This window comes from Nocardia sp. KT25-26 (genome assembly GCF_056627695.1).
In genome coordinates, this window is the sequence record NZ_CM152813.1 from 2,110,492 (window position 1) to 2,129,175 (window position 18,684).

Consider the following 18,684-nt stretch of genomic DNA (forward strand, 5'->3'; position numbering starts at 1 on the left):
GCTGCGGGCGGCGATGACCAGGACGGCTGGGATTCGGCTCAACTCACCGGGGCGGGTTCCGGGGTTGCCGGTTCGGGCGGCCAGGTCTGTGGGTGGACCGCTTCGGGTTTGCGGGAAGGGTCGTCCGCCCAGTCGACCGTTACGCCTACCCAGGCGCGGGGCGCGGCGAAATCGATGCGTTCGCCGGGAAACCGGGCCTCGGTGAAGGAGATCTCGCCGAAGAAGTCGGCGTCGGTGAAATCGGTGCTGCGGGCGGCGAAACCGGCGCGGGCGAAATCGGCCTTGGTGTGCAGTTCGACGCCGCTGAAATCGGCTTCGGTGGTGCTGCCACGGAGACGCCGCGTCTCGCCGAATATCGTGTCGGCGAAATCCACCGAGGCCACGTCGAATCCGGCGCCCGCGAAACCGATCCGGCGCCCGGCGAATTTCGCACCGGCGAAATCGACCCGGTCGCCTTCGAATCCGGCTCGATCGAATCCGGTTTCGGTGGCCCGGAACCGGGCGGCCCGGAACGCCGTGCGGGCACCGGCGAACCGGCACCCGACGAAGCTGGCCCGGGCACCGGTGAACCGTGCCTGATCGAATGAGGCCGAACGGTCGAACACAGCGCGGTCGAATTCGACGCCGGCGCCTCGGCCGGTGCCGAACACGGCACCGTCGAAACTGACCGGGCCGTTGCCGAAGACCGCTTCCCGGAAGCTGACCTGCCCGCCGGTGAACCGGGCGCCGTCGAAGGTGGTGCGGCCGGCGAACATGGTGCCGCGGAAGTCGATCCGGCGGCCGGTGAAAACCGCGCCGCGGAAATCGGCCCGTTCCAGCACCGCCCGATGGAAGTCGAAGTCGCGGTCCGACCAGGACACCGGTGCGCCGGGGCGCAGCCGGTCCGCGATCACCGAGACGATCGCGCGCCGCACCTCCCGATCGTCCTGGCGGAACCGGTAGGTGCGAGCCACGGTGCGCCCGTCGGTGCTGCCGGTCTCGGTGCTGGACACCAGGTGATTGCCACCCTCGTCGGGTTCGTACGGCAGGCGCAGATAGCCGCACAGCACGTCGACGCACTGCTGCCGCCGCTGCGGTGCGGTGAACTCGTCGGCGACCCCGGCCATGGCGTACACCCCGGCCATCCGGATCGCGACATCCTCGTCACCGAGCTGCCGGGCCGCTGCACCGAAAACCTCGGTGAATCGCCGTTGTTCGCCGTCGCGTTGCCGGCGCAGCACCAGCAGGGCGAGAGCCGCCCCGGCGACTGCCGCTACGGCCAGCAGCACGACCCGATCGGTCTGCAGCTCGGCGTCGACAACCGGGCTCCCGCGCAGCCCCCACACCGCCGCGGCTGCGACCGCGGCGCCGGCCACCACCCCGGCCAGGGTCCGTATCGGTCGACCGCGCAGCAGGGTCACAGCAGAATCGGCGGCACGCATGCGCTGCATGGTAACCGGGCGGTCGTTGCCCGGGCCACCCGGAAGCCGGTCCGCGATCGCAACTTCGGACGCGATCACGTCGCTACGGCGTGCCGACACTTCGATGAGATCAGTCGGCCGACGCCCGGGCCGCATCGAGTCGGCCGCGGCGGACGCCGAGCCCGGCGGCCACCAGGCAAGCGACCGCGACCGCCGCGACGAACCACGGGAACACGGTGTGCAGTCCCCAGGTGGTGGCGGCCCAGCCCGCCAGCACGGTGGGCACCGCCATCGCCGAGTAGGCGAGCAGGTAGTAGGCGGACATGGTTTCACCCCGCCGGTGCCCGGGCACCACATTCGACAGGTGTCGCAGCGAGCCACCGAAGCCCAGGCCGAAGGTGGTACCCAGCAGCACACCGACGCCGAGCACGACCACCCAGTTGTGCGTTCCCAGTGCGGGCAGGGTGGCCACCAGCGTCGCCGCCATGCCGATATCGCCGATGATCGCGGCGCGCCGTGCCGGAATATCGGTGGCGAACAACTGCGCCAGCGCACCCGACAGCGCGGTGGCGGCCACCACTGCACCGCCGAAAACCAGGTTGTGGATGCCGGTCTGGCGGGCGGCGAGGGAGGGGTACAACGACAGCAGCACGCCGAGCACCGACCAGGCAGCCATCACGCCGATTGCGGAGAACCAGAAATCGCCGCGGATCTCGTGCGGCACCGACGGGCGGGCGATCCGGATCCGGCCGGGTTGCCGGCCCGTATGCGGTTCCCGCAGCGCCAGCACGCCCGCTGCGACGAGCAGGCACACGATGCTGATCACCACATACGGGGTGCGCAGCGGGGCCGGGGCGTACTGCGCCAGCAGTGCCGACCCGAGAATCGCCACCGCCATACCGACATTGAAGGCCACCCCGGTGAGCTGTCCCGAGCGGGCGCCGCGGTGCGGGCGCAGATCCAGCAGTGCGGCCGCGCCGGCCACGACGGTGGCGCCCACGGCGAACCCGTGCAGCGCCCGAGCCAGCAACAGCATCGGTGCCGAGTCGGCCAGTACGAACACCAGCAGTCCCGCGATCATGGTCGCGAACGCGCCGAGTAACACCGGTTTGCGGCCGACGACATCGGAAACCCGCCCGGAGATCAGCACCGCGCCGAGGGCGGTGATCGCGTAGACGGCGAACACCAGCGTCGTGGTGAGCGGCGTGAAATGCCACTCCTGTTCGTAGACGCCGTACAAGGGTGCCGGTACACCCGAGACGCCGAGCGCCACCCCGGTTGCGGCGAGTACCAGGCCATAGGCCCACGACTGTCCGGTTCCGGTATCGGGGGCGGCCGCCACTGTCGCTGTCATGAACACCCCGATCAGGTAAGTTTGATGATGATCGAACCTGGTTCGACGATAACCGCATGGTTCGATGATCATCAAACACGGGTGAGGAAGATCATGACCGAGAACACAGCAGTCGAACCGGCCGCGGCGCCCGTGGCCGCACTGCCGGAGGTGCTCGCCGCGCTGCAGGACCCGGTGCGGCTGGAGATGGTGCGCCGGCTCGGCAATGCGGGCGGACCACTGCGGTGCGCCCGTCTCTACGCGGGCATCAACAAATCGACCGCGGCCCACCACTTCAAGATCCTGCGCGAGGCCGGCGTCATCGAACGTCTGGCCATCGACGGGTTGATCCATCAGCGACTGCGCACCGAGGCACTGGCCGAAGCGCTGCCGGGCCTGCTGGATTCGGTGGTCGCCGCGGCCAACCGGGCCGGACCGGGGACCGGCTGATCGAGCCGACCCGCTACCCCGGGCGGTGCGCGGCGGTAACCTCGGCGGTCATGAGGATTCGTGGAGCCGTGCTGGAACGGATCGCTGCGCCCGCACCCTTCGCCGATTCCCACCCCATCACCGTGTGCGACCTCGAACTCGGCGAGCCCGGGCCCGGTGAGCTGCTGGTGCGGATGGAGGCGGCCGGACTGTGCCATTCCGACCTGTCGGTGGTCGACGGCAACCGGGTACGACCGGTGCCGATGCTGCTCGGGCACGAGGCGGCCGGGCGGGTGACCGCGGTCGGTGCCGGGGTCGACGACATCGCCGTCGGGCAGCGCGTGGTGATGACCTTCCTGCCCCGCTGCGGAGACTGCCCCGGCTGCGCGAGCGAGGGTCGCACGCCGTGCACCCCCGGCAGTGTCGCCAACAATGCCGGTGAGCTGCTCGGCGGCGGGCGTCGACTGCAGCGGGCCGGTGCCGATGTGCACCACCATCTCGGGGTCTCCGGATTCGCCACGCACGCCGTGGTCGACCGCCGCTCGGCGGTGCCGGTCGACGACGACGTCCCGCCGGAGGTGGCTGCGGTCCTCGGCTGCGCGGTCCTGACCGGCGGCGGCGCGCTGCTCAACGCCGCCCGCCCCCGCCCGGGCGACCGGGTGATGGTGGTCGGTCTCGGCGGTGTCGGGATGGCCGCCGTACTGGTCGCCGTCTCGTTGGGGGCCGGCGAGGTGATCGCGGTCGACACCGTCGCCGACAAACTGGACACCGCGAAGGAGCTGGGCGCCGACCGGGTGTACCGGCCGCAGGAGCTCGCCGACCAGGGCGTGGTCGCCGATATCGTGGTGGAGGCGGCCGGCAACGTTCGCGCCTTCGAGACCGCCGTTGCCGCTACGGCGCCCGGCGGCACCACGGTCACCGTCGGATTGCCCGCACCGGATGCCCTCGCCACCATCTCACCGCTCGGCCTGGTCGCCCAGGGCCGCAGCATCGTCGGCAGCTACCTGGGTTCGGCGGTACCCGCCCGGGACATCCCGCAGTACGTGGCCATGTGGCGCGCCGGCCGCCTCCCGGTGGACAAACTGATCTCCGCCCGGATCGGCTTGGACGACGTCAATGCCGCCATGGATCACCTCGCCGCAGGCCGGGCCCTGCGTCAGGTGATCGTGTTCGACTGAGGACGGCCGGAGCCGAGCCGCCCGGCCTCGGGCATTCCGCGGCCGATAGGCTGGCAGGCATTGCAGGACGAACGAGGAGGTGCGGTGACCACACGGGTCGGAGTGCTGGGTGCACGCGGAAAAGTCGGGCAGGCCATCTGCGCTGCGGTGCAGGCCGCACCGGATCTGGACCTGGTCGCCGAGGTCGACAAGGGTGATGCCCTGGAGACCTTCACCGAAACCGGCACCCAGGTGGTGGTCGACTTCACCCACCCCGATGTGGTGATGCCGAACCTGGAGTTCCTGATCGGCAACGGCATCCACGCCGTGGTCGGCACCACCGGGTTCGACCGGGAGCGGCTGGACCGGGTCCGCACCTGGCTGGCCGACCGGCCGGAGACCGGCGTGCTGATCGCGCCCAACTTCGCGATCGGCGCGGTGCTGTCCATGCGCTTCGCCGAGCAGGCCGCCCGGTTCTTCGAATCGGTCGAGGTGGTCGAACTGCATCACCCGAACAAGGCGGACGCGCCGTCGGGCACCGCCTACCGCACCGCGGGCCTGATCGCCGCCGCCCGGGAACAGGCCGGGGTGGACCGCAGTCCCGATGCGACCACCACCGAACTGCCGGGCGCGCGCGGCGCCGATGTGGACGGGGTGCGGGTGCACTCGGTACGCCTCGCCGGCCTGGTCGCCCACCAGGAGGTGCTGTTCGGCACCCAGGGAGAGACCCTGACCATCCGGCACGACTCCATCGACCGGTCGTCGTTCGCCCCCGGCGTGCTGCTGGGGGTGCGGGAGATCGCGAACCGGCCCGGGCTCACCGTCGGGCTCGACCCCTTCCTGGATCTGTGAGCGCCGCCGCCGACGATTCGGGCAACCGGTCGCTGCGGATCGTCGCCATGGTGGCGGCCCTGGTGCTGGCGCTGGGGTTCTACTTCGCCCTGCTCGGCCGGATCGCCTTCGCCCTGATCGGTTCCGGTGACGTCGCCGGGATCGGTATCGGCGTCGGCGTGCTGATCCTGCCGCTGATCGGACTGTGGGTGGTCTGGGCGACACTGCGGGCCGCCTTCGATCACCAGCGGCTGGCCCGCCGGATCGGCGCCGACGGCCGGGAACTGGATGTGTCGCAGCTGCCGCGCCGGCCCTCCGGCCGGATCGAACGGGCCGCCGCCGACGAACTGTTCCTCCAGGTCAAGGCGGAATGCGAGGCGGACCCCGACGACTGGCGGGTCTGGTACCGGCTGGCCCGTGCCTACGACTATGCGGGAGATCGGTCCCGCGCCCGCGAAACGATGCGCCGAGCGGTGGAACTCGAGAAGCAGGACCGCTGACCGGATACCCTCCGGATATGGCTCGGTTGCTGATCGTTCATCACACTCCGTCACCGCATCTGCAGGCCATGTTCGAGGCGGTGCTCGCCGGGGCCACCGATCCGGAGATCGAGGGTGTCGAGGTGGTCCGGCGCGCCGCGCTGGCGGTCACCGCCACAGACGCCCTCGAAGCGGACGGCTACCTGCTCGGCACCCCGGCGAACCTCGGCTACATGTCCGGTGCCCTCAAACACGCCTTCGACCTGCTGTACTACCCGTGCCTGGACAGCACCCGGGGCCGGCCGTACGGCGTCTACATCCACGGAAACGAAGGCACCGAGGGGGCCGAGCGGGCGGTCGGGAGCATCACCACCGGCATGGGCTGGGTGCCGGCGGCGCAGCCGGTGCTCGTCCAGGGGCCGCCGACGAAGGCCGACCTGGAACGGTGCTGGGAGCTCGGCGCGACTGTTGCGGCCGGTCTCATGGGGTAATACTCCCGGTGGCGGGTGCGATAGCCCGGCGGGGAACGGCGCGAAGGGAATCATGGGAGAGCAGCTAGGGCGGGCCCGGCGGATCGGGCTCGTCGAAGATCACGAATCGGTGGCGCTGGGGCTGGCGGCGATGCTGGCGCCCGAACCCGATCTGGAACTGGTGTGCACCGCCGGTACTGTCGCCGAATTGGCCGATCGGGCCGAAGATCTCGACCTGGTGGTGCTGGATCTGCGGCTGGCCGACGGGTCCGCGCCCCAGGACAATGTGCGTGCACTGCGGGAACGCGGGGCCGAGGTGCTGGTGTTCACCGGCGCCGACAATCCGTTCCTGGTGCGCTCGGCCGCCCGGGCCGGTGTGCTCGGCGTGGTCCGCAAATCCGAACCGGTCGCGACGGTGGTGTCCGCGGTCCGCCGGGCCGCCGGTGGTGAACAGGTGGTCACGACCGACTGGGCCGCCGCCATCGACGGCGACCCGCAGTTGTCCGATGTCGGACTCAGCCCGCGGCAGGAAGAGGTACTCACGCTGTACGCATCGGGGGAGAAGGCGTCGCGGGTCGCGCGGTTGACCGGGCTGTCGGAACAGACGGTCAACGACTATCTCAGCCGGATCCGGCAGAAATACGCCGATGCCGGCCGTCCGGCGCCGACCAAGACCGACCTGTACAAACGGGCCGTCGAGGACGGCTGGCTCCCGGTGCCGGAGCGACCGGGCCGCTGATGGCCCCCGGTGACCCGGATCCGGCCCCCGCGCTGTCCACCGCGGCGACCGACCAGATCCGGCGGCGGTTCGGGCTCTCGGTCGGCATCGGCGCCGTGCTGCTGCTGGCGATGCAGTGGCCCGCAGTGTCCCAGCAGGCGATCCGGTCCGATCGGCCGATCCAGGTGGCGCTGGTGGTGCTGGCCTTTACGCCGTTCGTCGCGCTGGCGCTGGTGTCCGCGCTCGCGCGGCCGGGTCGGATTCCGCGGGCGGCGGGCCTGGCCGCGGGCAGCCTGCTGGCGGCGACGGTGCTGTTCGCAGTCACTGCGGACGGTGTCGACCCGGGTGCGGTGTCGTCCTGGCCGTACCGATCGGCGGTTCTCGGCGTGCTCGCGGCCGGAATGGCCTGGCAGGTACGTACCGCGGTCGGCTACCTGGTGGTGATCGCCATCGCCGCGTCCATCGCCGACCGGATGGAGATGCCGAAGGATTCGGTCCTCACCCTGCTCGGGGACATCGCGCGGATGCTCGGGCTCGGCGCACTGTTCCTCTGGAGCGTGGTGTACGCCCGGGCCGTGGCGGGCCGGGCCGATACCGCAGCGGCCCGTGGCCGGGTGCGGGCCGCTGCGACCGCGGCGGCGGCCGCCCGGGACCGGGAAGGGGCTCGTTTCGCGGGGCTGATCCACGACGCCGTGCTGTCGACACTGCTGGATGCGTCCCGCTCGGCGACGGTGTCACCGGTGGTCCGCGATCAGGCGGTACGCACCCTGGAACAACTGGACGAGACCGCGCCGGAGACGGCCGGGGACTCGGGTGCTGCCGCGCCGACTCGGGCGCCGGACGCCGAAACCGTGCTCGACCGACTTCGGACGACCGCCCTGGCCGTGGATCGCGAGGTCGCCGTCACGATACGGCTCGACCCGGCCGGTGCCGGGCTGCGGATTCCCGGCGACGTCGTGACGGCTCTGGCGGCCGCCCTGGCCGAAGCGGTACGCAACAGCGTCCGCCATGCGGGCCGCACCACCCGGCGGACCCTCTGCCTGCAGGCCGGCCCGGCGGCGCTGTCCGTCGTCCTCGCCGACGACGGGGTGGGTTTCGACCCGGAAGCGGTCCCGGCCACCCGGATGGGCATTGCGACCAGCATCCTCGGCCGGACCGCGCGGGTACCCGGCGGGAAGGCCACCGTGGAATCCGCACCCGGTCGCGGCACCCGGGTCACCCTGCACTGGACTGCCGCCGTGCCGAGCTCTGCGTCGTCCGTGATGCCGGTGGCGGCTGGTGCGGTCACCTCGGGGCCTGGCTCGGCTGTGGTGCCGGTGGCGGAGGGTGGGGCCGTGCCGGGATCTGCCGTGTCCGTAGTGCCAGTGGCGGGCGGTGGGGACATGCCGGGTCCTGCGTCGGTTGTGGTGCCGGTGGCAAGTGGTGCGGCCACGCCGGGCTCCGCCGGGAGCGGGCCGCCGGTAGCCGGTCGGGGCGAGACAGGACCGGCCAGGTGGGTGGCGCCGGCATCGTCCGGTCCCGGTGCCGAGCCGGGGTCGACCGGGCAGGCGCACGGCGTGAGCGGAGCCACGGAGCCGGAGGCCGAACTCGGTGTCCGGGATCTGCTGGGGTTGCGGGAGGGGACCGCCTGGTTCTTCGTCCTGGTCTTCGAGACGACCGTCTTGCTGTACATGGTGCGCAACTTCGGCCTGGCGCCCACGCTGCCGACCCTGGCGGCCACCACCCTGATGCTGCTGGCCGGCCTGGTGGTGCTGACCACGAAGACCGAACCGCTGCCTTGGCCTGCCACGTTGTTCGTGGTCGGGGCGGCACCGGCGGCGGCCCTGCTGACGGTGCCGGGTGTGGCGGCCACCGGTACCACCAGCAATCTGTGGACCAGCTACGCCGCGTCCTATCTGCTGGCCGCGTCGACGCTGCGGGGCCGGGTCGGCCCGGCGTGGCTGGGCGTGCTCGGTACCTACGGGGTGGTGCTCGCCGTGGGCACTCGGCACGACTGGCCGACCGGTTCCCTGCTGATGGGCGTGGCGCCGATCGCCACGGTGGCGGCGGTCTCGCTGTTCGTCGCGATCCTGCGGCCCACTCAGCGGTCGCTGCGGATACTGCGGGACGAATCCATCCGGCGGGCCGCCGCGGCGGCGAGCCTGCAGGCCCAACACGCCGAACGCGACCGGCAGCTGGCCCGGCTGGATCGGGCGGCCCGGCCGATGCTGCGCCGCGTCGCGACCGGTGCGCCGCTCACCCCGGTCGAACGCGATCACTGCCGGCTGCTGGAAGCCGAACTCCGCGACGGCCTGCGCGCCCCCGACCTGGCGACCGAAGCGGTCGGCAATGCGGCCCGCCGCGCCCGGTCCCGCGGTGTCGACGTGGTCCTCCTCGACGACGGCGGCTTCGCCGGAGTGCCGGAGCGGGTGCGCCACCGGGTCCTGGCGGTGGCCGCCGGCGAACTGCTCGCCGCAACCGCCGGCACGGTCACCGTCCGGGTGTTGCCGGCCGGGCGCCGGTGGGTGGCCACGGTGCTCGCCGCGGCTCCCGACCGCGACCGGCGCACCGAGATCGATGTGGACGGGACGGTGCGGACCTCGAGCTAGGCGGCGATCCGGAACATCGGGCTCACCGGCCGTGGGTCTGGTCGCGCAGTGCCCCCGACACGGCGCCGGCGAGCCAGGAGTTCAGCGACTGGCCGCTCTGTGCCGCCGCCTCCTCGGCGCGGGATTTGAGCTGTTCGACCAGCCGCAGGGTGACCCGGCTGATGTCCCCGCTCATCTCCTCGAAGGTCGGCTGGTGTGCACCGGGCGGAGGCGTGTTCTCCGACACGTCGGCTACGGCCTCGGTTCCGTCCAGACGGACCCGGATGGTGCGGTCGCCGAGTTCGGCACTGATCTCGGCGGCCAGTTCGGCCAGGGCCGACAGCAGCACCAGGCGGCTGGAGTTCTCGACGGCCGCGGCCAGGGCGGCGGCGGTGGCCTGCGTTTTCTCGTCACCCAGGGCGGCAGCGGCGATCAGATCCTCGCGCAGCCGGGCGGTGTGCGTATTCAAATCCATGACATCAGTGTGACGTCTTATCTGACATCCAACAAGGAGTTTGTGACGTCATTCGGATGTCGGTTACGCCGTCGTAGCCCGGGGGCGTTCGCGGATCGGCTGCTGGGGTGTCGAGACCGCCGGGCCGACCGGGTAGCCTTTCTGACCATGACGAACGGTGAATCGACGCCAACGGTGCTGCGCGCGTCCGGCACGGTAGGTGTCGCGATGGTGACCCCCTTCAGCGCCGAGGGCAAGCTCGATGTCGATACCGGCGTCGCGCTCGCGGCCCATCTGGTCGACCGTGGCGTCGACCTGCTGGCGATCTCCGGTACCACCGGGGAATCGCCCACCACCACCGAGGCCGAGAAGTCCGACCTGCTCCGGGCCGTCGTCGATGCGGTGGGTGACCGCGCCACCGTGATCGCGGGGGCGGGGACCTACGACACCGCCCACTCCATCGAACTGGCCCGCGCCGCCGAGCGCGCCGGTGCGCACGGGCTGCTCGTCGTCACCCCGTACTACTCCCGGCCCACCCAGGACGGGCTGTACGCGCACTTCACCGCGGTGGCCGATGCCACCTGCCTGCCGATCACCCTCTACGACATCCCGCCCCGCTCGGTGGTGCCGATTGCCACCGAGACGCTGCGTCGGCTCGCCGAGCACCCGAACATCGTGGCGGTCAAGGACGCCAAGGGCGATCTCGGCGCCGGCGCGGACCTGATCGCCACCAGCGGCCTGGCCTTCTACTCCGGCGACGACGCGCTGAACCTGCCGTGGCTGTCACTGGGCGCCACCGGCTTCATCAGCGTCATCGGGCACCTCGTACCCGAGCACCTGCGCGCCATGTACGACGCCTACGCCGCCGGTGATGTGCTCACCGCCCGCCGGATCAATGTCAGCCTGATCCCGTTGTACGCCGCCATGGCGCATCTCGGCGGTGTCGCGCTGAGCAAGGCCGGCCTGCGCCTGCTCGGAATCGACGTGGGCGAACCCCGGCTGCCCCAGCTGATGCCCAACCAGGCACAGCTGGATCAGCTGGCCATCGATATGCAAACCGTGGGAGTTCTCTCGTGACCGAACCTGCTCGCCGTCCCCGCCGCCGGGCCGCCTCGCGCCCGGCCGGTGCGCCCGCCCCGGCCCCCGTTCCGGCGTCGGCGCCCGAGCCACCGGCGGAGATCGCCGAGGAAGCGGCGCTGGTCGCCGCGGCCGAAGCCGGGACCGAGGCAGTGCCGCAGGCGAAGTCCGCCGGTGCGCCGGAGCCGGCCGCCGCCACCGGTGGCCGCCGCGCCGGTGCGAAGAAGAGCAAAGGCCGGTCCTCCGGTGGCCGCGGTCGCGGTGGCCGCGGGCGGGATTCCGGGCCTGCCGAACCGCGCGAGCCGGCGCCGCAGGACCGGCTCGGTGCGCCGCCGAAGCTGCCCGCCCAGGGGTTGCGGGTGTTCGCCCTCGGCGGTATCGGCGAAATCGGCCGCAACATGACCGTCTTCGAGTTCGGCGGAAAACTGCTGATCGTCGACTGCGGTGTGCTGTTCCCGGAGGACCAGCAGCCCGGCGTCGATCTGATCCTGCCCGACTTCCGGCCGATCGAGGATCGGATGGCCGATGTGGTCGCCATCGTGCTGACCCACGGCCACGAGGACCATATCGGTGCGCTGCCCTTCCTGCTGCGGATGCGTTCGGACATCCCGGTGATCGGCGCCAAGTTCACCCTCGCCCTGGTCGCGGCGAAATGCCGCGAGCACCGGCTGCAGCCGAAACTACACCAGGTCGCCGAGGGGGACACGGTTGCCCACGGGCCGTTCGAGTGCGAGTTCTTCGCCGTCAACCACTCCATCCCGGATGCGCTCGCAGTCGGCATCCGCACGCCCGCCGGCGTCGTCCTGCACACCGGTGACATCAAGCTGGATCAGCTGCCTCTGGACGGCCGCCTGACCGACCTGGCCGGGTTCTCCCGCCTCGGCGACGAGGGGGTGGACCTGTTCCTGGTGGACTCCACCAACGCCGAAGTGCCTGGTTTCGTCACCCCGGAGCGGGAGATCGGTGGCGTGCTCGACAATGTCATCGGCAAGGCGCGCAACCGGGTGATCGTGGCGTCGTTCGCCAGCCATGTGCACCGCATCCAGCAGGTCGTCGACGTCGCGCAGAAATACAACCGGCGAATCTGCTTCGTCGGCCGGTCCATGGTGCGCAATATGCAGATCGCCCAGGACCTCGGCTATCTGACCGTGCCGGACGGGATGGTCGTCGACCTCGATGCGGCGGCCGGCTTGCCGGGGGACCGGCTGGTGCTGATCTCCACCGGGTCGCAGGGCGAGCCGCTGTCGGCGCTGTCCCGGATGGCGCGGGGCGACCACCGCCAGATCACCATCCGGTCCGATGATCTCGTGGTACTGGCGTCCTCGCTGATCCCGGGCAACGAGACCTCGGTGTTCACCGTGGTCAACGGCCTGGCCCGGCTCGGCGCCACCGTGATCACCCAGCAGAACGCGAAGGTGCACGTCTCCGGGCACGCCTCCGCTGGTGAGCTGCTGTACCTGTACAACGCGGTGCGCCCGACCAACGCCATGCCGGTGCACGGCGAGTGGCGGCATCTGCGTGCCAACGCCGCCCTGGCGGTGGCCACCGGCGTCCCCGAGGACCGGGTGGTGCTGGCCGAGGACGGCGTGGTCGTCGACCTGGTCGACGGTATCGCCTCGATCACCGGCCGGATGCCGGTCGGACACGTCTACGTGGACGGCCTGTCCGTCGGCGATGTCGGCGAATCGACCCTCTCGGACCGCCTCGTACTCGGTGAAGGCGGCTTCATCTCGATCACCGTGGTGGTCGATGCCACCACCGGTAAGGCGGTGAGCACCCCGGAACTGAACGGCCGCGGCTTCTCCGACGACCCGAACGCGCTGGCCGGTGCCTCCGAACTGGTGGAGAGCGAACTGCTGCGGCTCGCCGGTGAAGGAGTCACCGATGCCCACCGGATCGCCCAGGGCGTCCGCCGGGTGGTCGGCCGCTGGGTCGCCGACACCTACCGACGCCGGCCGATGATCGTGCCGACGGTCATGGAGGTCTAGTCACATACGCAGCGACGGCCGCCGGGTGGCACACCCGGCGGCCGCCGTCGTTCTCATGCCTTCGCGTCAGTTCTCCGCGTCGGCCTGGCAGGCCGCGGAATCCAGTTCGGCGGACTCGACGATATTGCAGGCGAACCGGTGCGAGACCTTCCAGTCCGTGCCCTGGGCGACGAACTCCACCGTGGCGTCGTCGACCGGGGTACCGCCGATGGTGACGTCGGCATCGGCGGTCAGGGCGCCGTCCTGCGGTTCGCCGACCGAGACGATGGTGACGGTGACGTCGTTCTCGTTGGCGGCGGCGACGAACTTGTCGACCAGTTCCGGATCGCGGTCGGCGTCCTCGATGTAGGTCAGCTTCTCCTCGTCGCTGAGCTCACCGGCCAGCGCCCGGTTGATGCGCTCGTTGAGCTCCTCGGGGGTCGGCTTGGGCAGGTCCGGTGCCGGAGTTTCGGCCACCGGGACGCCCTCCTCCTTGCCGTCGGTGTCCGTACCCGCCTCGAAGGCGTTCTCGGTGGCCGTGGTGGTCTCCTCGGCGGCCGAGGAGCTCTCCTCGGAGCTGCACGCGGTGATACCCAGCGCGGCCGTCGCCATCACGACGGCGGCGATGGTCTTGAACGAACGGTTCTTCACGAAAGTCCCCTGTTCCGGTGTCGAGATCACAGCGAGTAGCCGCGGGTGCAGTTCCAGTGCTCGATATAGGCCGAGCCCGGGTTCTCGTTGAGGGCCCGCCGCTTGGCCGACGACAGCGTCGGCCCGGTCCCGTAGCTGTACCAGTTGGACGAAACGGCAAGTGCGCCACAGCCGTTACGCCAGGAGACCTTGGCGTCGCAGTCCATCCCCCCGCCGTGTTCGATACAGGTGGACACGGAGGCGGCTTCGGCCTCGGCGTAGCTGTCGTAGTTGTACGAGAACGCGTAGACGCCGGTGCTCACCGACACCGCGATCGCGCCGTAATAGTTGCCGTACTGGGCTTGGGCGGGCGCCATCTGCGCCGATACGAGTGTGCCCACGGCGGCGGTGACGACCGCTGCGCCGGCGAGAATTCGCTTCACGGAAATACTTCCCCTTCATCATTCACAGGTCCACGACCCGATGGACCGGATGACAACCTAACCGCCCCGAGGCTCCGAGGCCAGCCGTTCCGGGCACCGGCCGGGCCGATGACAGGGATTCGCTAAGGATTTCGCAAGTTCCGGCGCCGGACCGGGCCCCGGCCGAGCTGGGCAATTGTCCGGAAATGTGCCGGTGCCAGTGTTGCGGATGGTCCGGATGGGACGGCAGCGGCTAGCCTGAGGGCTATGGCAGGTAAGTCCCGCAGCACAACGACCTCACGTGCGCGCGCGGGATCGACGCGGGGGAGGGCGGCACCGGCACGGTCTCGTTCCGCGGGTTCGCGCGCGTCGGCGGGGCGCAGACCCCGCGCCACGACCACCCGCCGCCGGGCCGGCACCGCCGGTTCCGGCGCTCCCGCACTGGCGGCACTCGGCCGGGGGGTCGGCAACGGATGGACAGTGATGGCCCGGGGTGTCGGCGCCACCACGCGCGCGTTGAGCCGGGCAGGCGAGATCGAGCACGGTCACCGGCGCGACGGCATCGCCCTCGCGTTGATCGGGCTCAGCGCGGTGATTGCCGCCGCGGTCTGGTTGTCGGCCGGCGGGCCGATCGGGAACTGGCTGGAAACAGTGTTCCGGGCCGTCGCGGGTTCGGCCTCGGCAGTGGCGCCGCTGCTGTTCGTGGCGATCGCGGTGGTGCTGATGCGTAGCGAACCGCACCCCGAGATCCGGCCCCGGCTGGTGCTGGGCGGTCTGCTGGTCGGGCTGTCCGCGCTCGGGCTGTGGCATCTGGCCGCCGGTTCGCCGGTCGATGCGCACGGCCGGTCCCGGGCGGCCGGCGCTCTCGGCTACGCGATCGGCGGACCGCTCGGCGAGGGTCTGACGCCGTGGCTGGCGATGCCGATCCTGCTGCTGGCGCTGCTGTTCGGGGTATTGCTGCTGACCGGGACGACCGTCCGGGAGGTACCCGAACGGCTGCGCGACTACTTCGGGCTGGGCGAGGCGGAGCCCGGCGACTACGACCCGGCGAACTACGACGCCGACGGTTTCCCGCTGCACCGGCCCTCGGCGCGCCGGCGCAAGCGGACCCCGGGCGAGAACTACCCGGCCGGCGATTTCGAGGGTTCCGATGCGGTGACCGAATCGCTGGGCGAACCGCCGCTGCGGGAAGCGAAACCGATTGCTGCGGACGCGGCGCCGGAGCCACCGGCACCGAAACCGGCCCGGACCCGCCGGCCCAAGCCGGCGGTGGCCGATCAGACACCGCCCCCGCCGCCGGAACCGGAGTTCGTCACCGATCGGGTGGTGGACGGCGACTACACGCTGCCGCCGTTGAACCTGCTGCTCGACGGAGACCCGCCGAAGAAGCGTTCCGCGGCCAACGAATCGATGATCGAGGCGATCACCGAGGTGCTGGTGCAGTTCAAGATCGATGCCGCGGTCACCGGTTTCGTCCGCGGCCCGACCGTCACCCGCTACGAGGTGGAGCTCGGCCCCGGTGTGAAGGTCGAGAAGATCACCGCCCTGGCCCGCAACATCGCCTATGCGGTGGCGACCGAGAATGTGCGCCTGCTGGCGCCGATTCCGGGCAAGTCCGCGGTCGGGATCGAGGTGCCCAACTCGGACCGGGAGATGGTCCGGCTCGCCGACGTGCTGAAGGCACCCACCACCCGCAACGATCACCACCCGCTGGTCATCGGGCTGGGCAAGAACATCGAAGGCGAGTTCGTCTCGGCCAATCTGGCCAAGATGCCGCACCTGCTGGTCGCCGGTTCGACCGGCTCCGGTAAGTCGAGTTTCGTCAACTCGATGCTGGTCTCGTTGCTGCAGCGGGCCACCCCGGACGAGGTCCGGATGATCCTGATCGACCCGAAGATGGTGGAGTTGACCCCGTACGAGGGCATTCCGCACCTGATCACCCCGATCATCACCCAGCCCAAGAAGGCGGCCGCCGCACTGGCCTGGTTGGTCGAGGAGATGGAGCAGCGGTACCAGGACATGCAGGCCAGCCGGGTCCGGCATATCGACGATTTCAACAAGAAGGTGAAGTCCGGCCAGATCACCGCGCCGCTGGGCAGCGAACGGGTGTACCGGCCGTACCCCTACATCCTGGCCATCGTCGACGAGCTCGCCGATCTGATGATGACCGCACCACGCGACGTCGAGGATGCGATCGTGCGGATCACCCAGAAGGCCCGCGCCGCCGGAATCCATCTGGTGCTGGCCACCCAGCGGCCCTCGGTCGATGTGGTGACCGGTCTGATCAAGACCAACGTGCCGTCCCGGCTGGCCTTCGCCACCTCCTCGCTCACCGATTCCCGGGTCATCCTGGACCAGCCGGGTGCGGAGAAGCTGATCGGCATGGGCGACGGCCTGTTCCTGCCGATGGGCGCCGGCAAACCGATCCGGATGCAGGGCGCGTTCATCAGTGACGAGGAGATCCAGGCGGTCGTCGATTTCACCAAGAACCAGGCCGAGCCCGAGTACACCGAGGGCGTCACCGCGGCGAAGGCGGGCGAGAAGAAGGATGTCGACCCGGATATCGGCGACGACCTGGACGTCTTCCTGCAGGCCGTGGAGCTGGTGGTGAGTTCGCAGTTCGGTTCGACATCGATGTTGCAGCGCAAGCTGCGGGTCGGATTCGCCAAGGCGGGACGGCTGATGGATCTGATGGAGACCCGCGGGGTGGTGGGGCCCAGCGAAGGGTCCAAGGCGCGCGATGTGCTGATCAAGCCGGACGAACTGGACGGCCTGCTGATGTCGATTCGCGGCGGTGGTGACGAGGCGGACACCGAGTCCGGCTGAGCCACCCGGCAGAATGGTCGGCATGGATGTGACTGCCGCCGTCTGGGCGATCACCGTGGTCGTGGTTCTCGGCTTGTTCGTCTTCGACTTCTTCGCTCATGTGCGGACACCGCACGAGCCGACCTTCCGGGAATCGGCGGTGTGGTCGGCGTTCTACATCGGGCTGGCGATCGCCTTCGGCGGCTTCGTTGCCTGGCAGTGGGGCGGCCGGTACGCCGGCGAGTACTACGCCGGGTTCGTCACCGAGAAGGCCCTCTCGGTGGACAACCTGTTCGTCTTCCTGATCATCATGTCCAGTTTCGCGGTGCCGCGGATCTATCAGCAGAAGGTGCTGCTGATCGGCATCGTGCTCGCCCTGGTGATGCGCGGTGCGTTCATCGCCGTCGGTGCCGCCGCGATCGCCGCGTTCAGCTGGGTCTTCTACCTGTTCGGGCTGTTCCTGATCTACACCGCGGTGAAACTGCTGCGCGAGAGCGGCCACGAGGCCGAGCACGAACAGCAACGCGACAGCCGGATCACGGCACTGGCCAAGAAGGTGCTGCCGACCACCGACAGCTACGACGGCGACAAACTGATCACCCGGGTGTCGGGCCGCCGGGTCGTCACCCCGCTGCTGCTCGCCCTGCTGGCCATCGGCTTCGCCGATCTGCTCTTCGCGCTCGACTCGATCCCGGCGATCTACGGTCTCACCGAGGAGCCGTACCTGGTGTTCACCGCCAATGCCTTCGCCCTGATGGGGCTGCGGCAGCTGTACTTCCTGATCGGCGGCCTGCTCGACCGGCTGGTGTACCTGTCCTACGGTCTCGCCGCGATCCTGGCGTTCATCGGCGTCAAGCTGGTGCTGCACGCCCTGCACGAGAACACCCTGCCGTTCGTCAACGGCGGTGAGCATGTGACCGTGCCGGAGATCTCCACGGGGGTGTCGCTCGGGGTGATCTTCGGCGTGCTGGCCGTCGCCACCGTGGCCAGCCTGATGAAGACCAGGGTCAGGAGCTGAACGCGCCGAACACCGGCTGCCATTCGACGAGCCGGACCTCGTCGATCAGGCCGGCGTCGGCGAACGGGTCGGCGCCCAGCAGCTCCCGCAGGGCCGCCGCATCGGCGCAGCGGAACAGCAGCAGGGCGCCCGACCCGTCCGGGTAGGGCCCGCAACTGAGCACCGTGCCGGCCTCGGCGAGCGCGGCGAGCCAGGCACGGTGCCGGGGCCGCAGCTCGTCGCGGGCCGGGACGGTCGCGGCGGAGTAGGTGTAGTGGACTGCGAAGATGCTCACAGCTCGAGAAGCATACGGGTGTTGCCGAGCGTGTTGGGTTTCACATAGCTGAGGTCGAGGAACTCGGCGACGCCGGTGTCGTAGGAACGGCACATCTCGGCGTAGACCTCCGCGGTCACCGGGGTGCCGTCGATCTCGGCGAATCCGTGCCGGGTGAAGAAATCGACCTCGAAGGTCAGCACGAACAACCGCTGCAGCTGCAGCTCGCGCGCCACCTCGATCAGCTTGGTCACCACCAGGCCGCCGACCCCGCGCCCCTTGACGGCCGGATCGACCGCGACCGTGCGTACCTCGCCGAGATCGGCCCACAACACGTGCAGTGCCCCGCAGCCGACCACCCGGCCGTCCAATTCGGCCACCCAGAACTCCTGGATCGCCTCGTACAGGGTGACCAGGTTCTTCTCCAGCAGGATCCGGCCGGCGTAGACGTCGATCAGGCGCTTGATCTCGGGAACATCGGAGGTGCGCGCCCGGCGCACCACGGCCGGCCCGCCGGCCGCCGATTCCGCTGCGCAGGGGTTGGTATCGCTGGTCGAACCACCTAGTGGTCCCCGAGAGGTCATGGGGTGCACAGTAGTCGGCCCGCCACCCGATAGTCTGGACAGCGTGCCCCAGACCAGCCACTCCCGCCCCCGCCGCGCGCCGGCCGTACC

18 protein-coding genes are annotated in these 18,684 nt (G+C 70.4%); 11 read left to right on the plus strand and 7 right to left on the minus strand.

Annotated elements, in window-relative coordinates; translation table 11 throughout:
- Positions 1-38: 38 nt before the first annotated feature.
- Positions 39-1,421, minus strand: a complete 1,383-nt coding sequence (locus AC1HFH_RS09485) for a pentapeptide repeat-containing protein (protein WP_480247059.1) — start codon at positions 1,419-1,421, stop codon at positions 39-41.
- Between the two features lie 109 nt (positions 1,422-1,530).
- Positions 1,531-2,754 (minus strand): MFS transporter, encoded by a 1,224-nt coding sequence (locus AC1HFH_RS09490; RefSeq protein ID WP_480247060.1) that lies wholly within the window; start codon positions 2,752-2,754, stop codon positions 1,531-1,533.
- 93 nt (positions 2,755-2,847) lie between these two features.
- On the opposite strand from AC1HFH_RS09490, the gene AC1HFH_RS09495 reads away from it, so the two are divergent.
- The 7 genes from AC1HFH_RS09495 to AC1HFH_RS09525 all read left to right on the plus strand — a co-directional run bounded on the left by AC1HFH_RS09495 (position 2,848) and on the right by AC1HFH_RS09525 (position 9,405).
- The gene (locus tag AC1HFH_RS09495; RefSeq protein WP_480247061.1) at positions 2,848-3,183 is read left to right on the plus strand and encodes an ArsR/SmtB family transcription factor; all 336 of its coding nucleotides are present in this window, start codon (positions 2,848-2,850) and stop codon (positions 3,181-3,183) included.
- A 50-nt stretch (positions 3,184-3,233) separates the two neighbouring features.
- Positions 3,234-4,340, plus strand: a complete 1,107-nt coding sequence (locus AC1HFH_RS09500; protein WP_480247062.1) for a zinc-binding dehydrogenase — start codon at positions 3,234-3,236, stop codon at positions 4,338-4,340.
- Between the two features lie 84 nt (positions 4,341-4,424).
- Positions 4,425-5,171 (plus strand): 4-hydroxy-tetrahydrodipicolinate reductase, encoded by a 747-nt coding sequence (gene dapB, locus AC1HFH_RS09505; protein ID WP_480247063.1) that lies wholly within the window; start codon positions 4,425-4,427, stop codon positions 5,169-5,171.
- Positions 5,172-5,218: 47 nt separating this feature from the next.
- A complete protein-coding gene (locus AC1HFH_RS09510) occupies positions 5,219-5,650 on the plus strand; it encodes a tetratricopeptide repeat protein (RefSeq protein ID WP_480247794.1) in 432 nt (143 codons plus the stop codon).
- A 17-nt stretch (positions 5,651-5,667) separates the two neighbouring features.
- Complete coding sequence (locus tag AC1HFH_RS09515; protein ID WP_480247064.1) at positions 5,668-6,120, plus strand: flavodoxin family protein; 453 nt, start codon at positions 5,668-5,670, stop codon at positions 6,118-6,120.
- A gap of 52 nt (positions 6,121-6,172) precedes the next feature.
- On the plus strand, positions 6,173-6,838 hold the full coding sequence (locus AC1HFH_RS09520; RefSeq protein WP_480247065.1) for a DNA-binding response regulator: 666 nt from the start codon (positions 6,173-6,175) through the stop codon (positions 6,836-6,838).
- Complete coding sequence (locus AC1HFH_RS09525; RefSeq protein WP_480247066.1) at positions 6,838-9,405, plus strand: ATP-binding protein; 2,568 nt, start codon at positions 6,838-6,840, stop codon at positions 9,403-9,405. Before AC1HFH_RS09520 ends, AC1HFH_RS09525 begins: the two co-directional genes overlap by 1 nt.
- 22 nt (positions 9,406-9,427) lie before the next feature.
- Here AC1HFH_RS09525 and AC1HFH_RS09530 read toward each other — a convergent pair whose 3' ends face one another.
- Complete coding sequence (locus tag AC1HFH_RS09530) at positions 9,428-9,859, minus strand: hypothetical protein (protein WP_480247067.1); 432 nt, start codon at positions 9,857-9,859, stop codon at positions 9,428-9,430.
- Positions 9,860-10,006: 147 nt separating this feature from the next.
- On the opposite strand from AC1HFH_RS09530, the gene dapA reads away from it, so the two are divergent.
- Together dapA and AC1HFH_RS09540 are read left to right on the plus strand one after the other, a co-directional pair.
- Positions 10,007-10,915 carry a 4-hydroxy-tetrahydrodipicolinate synthase gene (dapA, locus tag AC1HFH_RS09535; protein ID WP_480247068.1) on the plus strand — a complete coding sequence of 303 codons (909 nt, stop codon included), beginning with the start codon at positions 10,007-10,009 and terminating at the stop codon, positions 10,913-10,915.
- A complete protein-coding gene (locus AC1HFH_RS09540; protein ID WP_480247069.1) occupies positions 10,912-12,903 on the plus strand; it encodes a ribonuclease J in 1,992 nt (663 codons plus the stop codon). The genes dapA and AC1HFH_RS09540 overlap by 4 nt, the downstream gene beginning before the upstream one ends.
- Before the next feature lie 66 nt (positions 12,904-12,969).
- Here the strand turns inward: AC1HFH_RS09540 and AC1HFH_RS09545 are convergent, their stop codons facing one another.
- Positions 12,970-13,533 carry a WKL family lipoprotein gene (locus AC1HFH_RS09545; protein ID WP_480247070.1) on the minus strand — a complete coding sequence of 188 codons (564 nt, stop codon included), beginning with the start codon at positions 13,531-13,533 and terminating at the stop codon, positions 12,970-12,972.
- Between the two features lie 26 nt (positions 13,534-13,559).
- Positions 13,560-13,955: a DUF4189 domain-containing protein gene (locus AC1HFH_RS09550; RefSeq protein WP_480247071.1), complete on the minus strand. Its 396-nt coding sequence runs from the start codon at positions 13,953-13,955 to the stop codon at positions 13,560-13,562.
- A gap of 246 nt (positions 13,956-14,201) precedes the next feature.
- On the opposite strand from AC1HFH_RS09550, the gene AC1HFH_RS09555 reads away from it, so the two are divergent.
- Positions 14,202-16,760 (plus strand): DNA translocase FtsK, encoded by a 2,559-nt coding sequence (locus AC1HFH_RS09555; protein ID WP_480247072.1) that lies wholly within the window; start codon positions 14,202-14,204, stop codon positions 16,758-16,760.
- 22 nt (positions 16,761-16,782) lie between these two features.
- Positions 16,783-17,757: a TerC family protein gene (locus AC1HFH_RS09560; RefSeq protein ID WP_480247073.1), complete on the plus strand. Its 975-nt coding sequence runs from the start codon at positions 16,783-16,785 to the stop codon at positions 17,755-17,757.
- Here AC1HFH_RS09560 and AC1HFH_RS09565 read toward each other — a convergent pair.
- Both AC1HFH_RS09565 and AC1HFH_RS09570 read right to left on the minus strand, forming a co-directional pair.
- A complete protein-coding gene (locus AC1HFH_RS09565; protein WP_480247074.1) occupies positions 17,747-18,031 on the minus strand; it encodes a YciI family protein in 285 nt (94 codons plus the stop codon). The genes AC1HFH_RS09560 and AC1HFH_RS09565 overlap by 11 nt on opposite strands.
- On the minus strand, positions 18,028-18,594 hold the full coding sequence (locus AC1HFH_RS09570) for an amino-acid N-acetyltransferase (RefSeq protein ID WP_480247075.1): 567 nt from the start codon (positions 18,592-18,594) through the stop codon (positions 18,028-18,030). Before AC1HFH_RS09570 ends, AC1HFH_RS09565 begins: the two co-directional genes overlap by 4 nt.
- Between the last annotated feature and the right edge of the window lie 90 nt (positions 18,595-18,684).

Coding starts and splice junctions, on each gene's coding strand:
- AC1HFH_RS09485 (WP_480247059.1), bottom strand. CDS start 1,421: ATGCGTGCCGCCGATTCTGCTGTGACCCTGCTGCGCGGTCGACCGATA.
- AC1HFH_RS09490 (WP_480247060.1), bottom strand. CDS start 2,754: ATGACAGCGACAGTGGCGGCCGCCCCCGATACCGGAACCGGACAGTCG.
- AC1HFH_RS09495 (WP_480247061.1), top strand. CDS start 2,848: ATGACCGAGAACACAGCAGTCGAACCGGCCGCGGCGCCCGTGGCCGCA.
- AC1HFH_RS09500 (WP_480247062.1), top strand. CDS start 3,234: ATGAGGATTCGTGGAGCCGTGCTGGAACGGATCGCTGCGCCCGCACCC.
- AC1HFH_RS09510 (WP_480247794.1), top strand. CDS start 5,219: ATGGTGGCGGCCCTGGTGCTGGCGCTGGGGTTCTACTTCGCCCTGCTC.
- AC1HFH_RS09515 (WP_480247064.1), top strand. CDS start 5,668: ATGGCTCGGTTGCTGATCGTTCATCACACTCCGTCACCGCATCTGCAG.
- AC1HFH_RS09520 (WP_480247065.1), top strand. CDS start 6,173: ATGGGAGAGCAGCTAGGGCGGGCCCGGCGGATCGGGCTCGTCGAAGAT.
- AC1HFH_RS09525 (WP_480247066.1), top strand. CDS start 6,838: ATGGCCCCCGGTGACCCGGATCCGGCCCCCGCGCTGTCCACCGCGGCG.
- AC1HFH_RS09530 (WP_480247067.1), bottom strand. CDS start 9,859: ATGGATTTGAATACGCACACCGCCCGGCTGCGCGAGGATCTGATCGCC.
- dapA (WP_480247068.1), top strand. CDS start 10,007: ATGACGAACGGTGAATCGACGCCAACGGTGCTGCGCGCGTCCGGCACG.
- AC1HFH_RS09555 (WP_480247072.1), top strand. CDS start 14,202: ATGGCAGGTAAGTCCCGCAGCACAACGACCTCACGTGCGCGCGCGGGA.
- AC1HFH_RS09560 (WP_480247073.1), top strand. CDS start 16,783: ATGGATGTGACTGCCGCCGTCTGGGCGATCACCGTGGTCGTGGTTCTC.
- AC1HFH_RS09570 (WP_480247075.1), bottom strand. CDS start 18,594: ATGACCTCTCGGGGACCACTAGGTGGTTCGACCAGCGATACCAACCCC.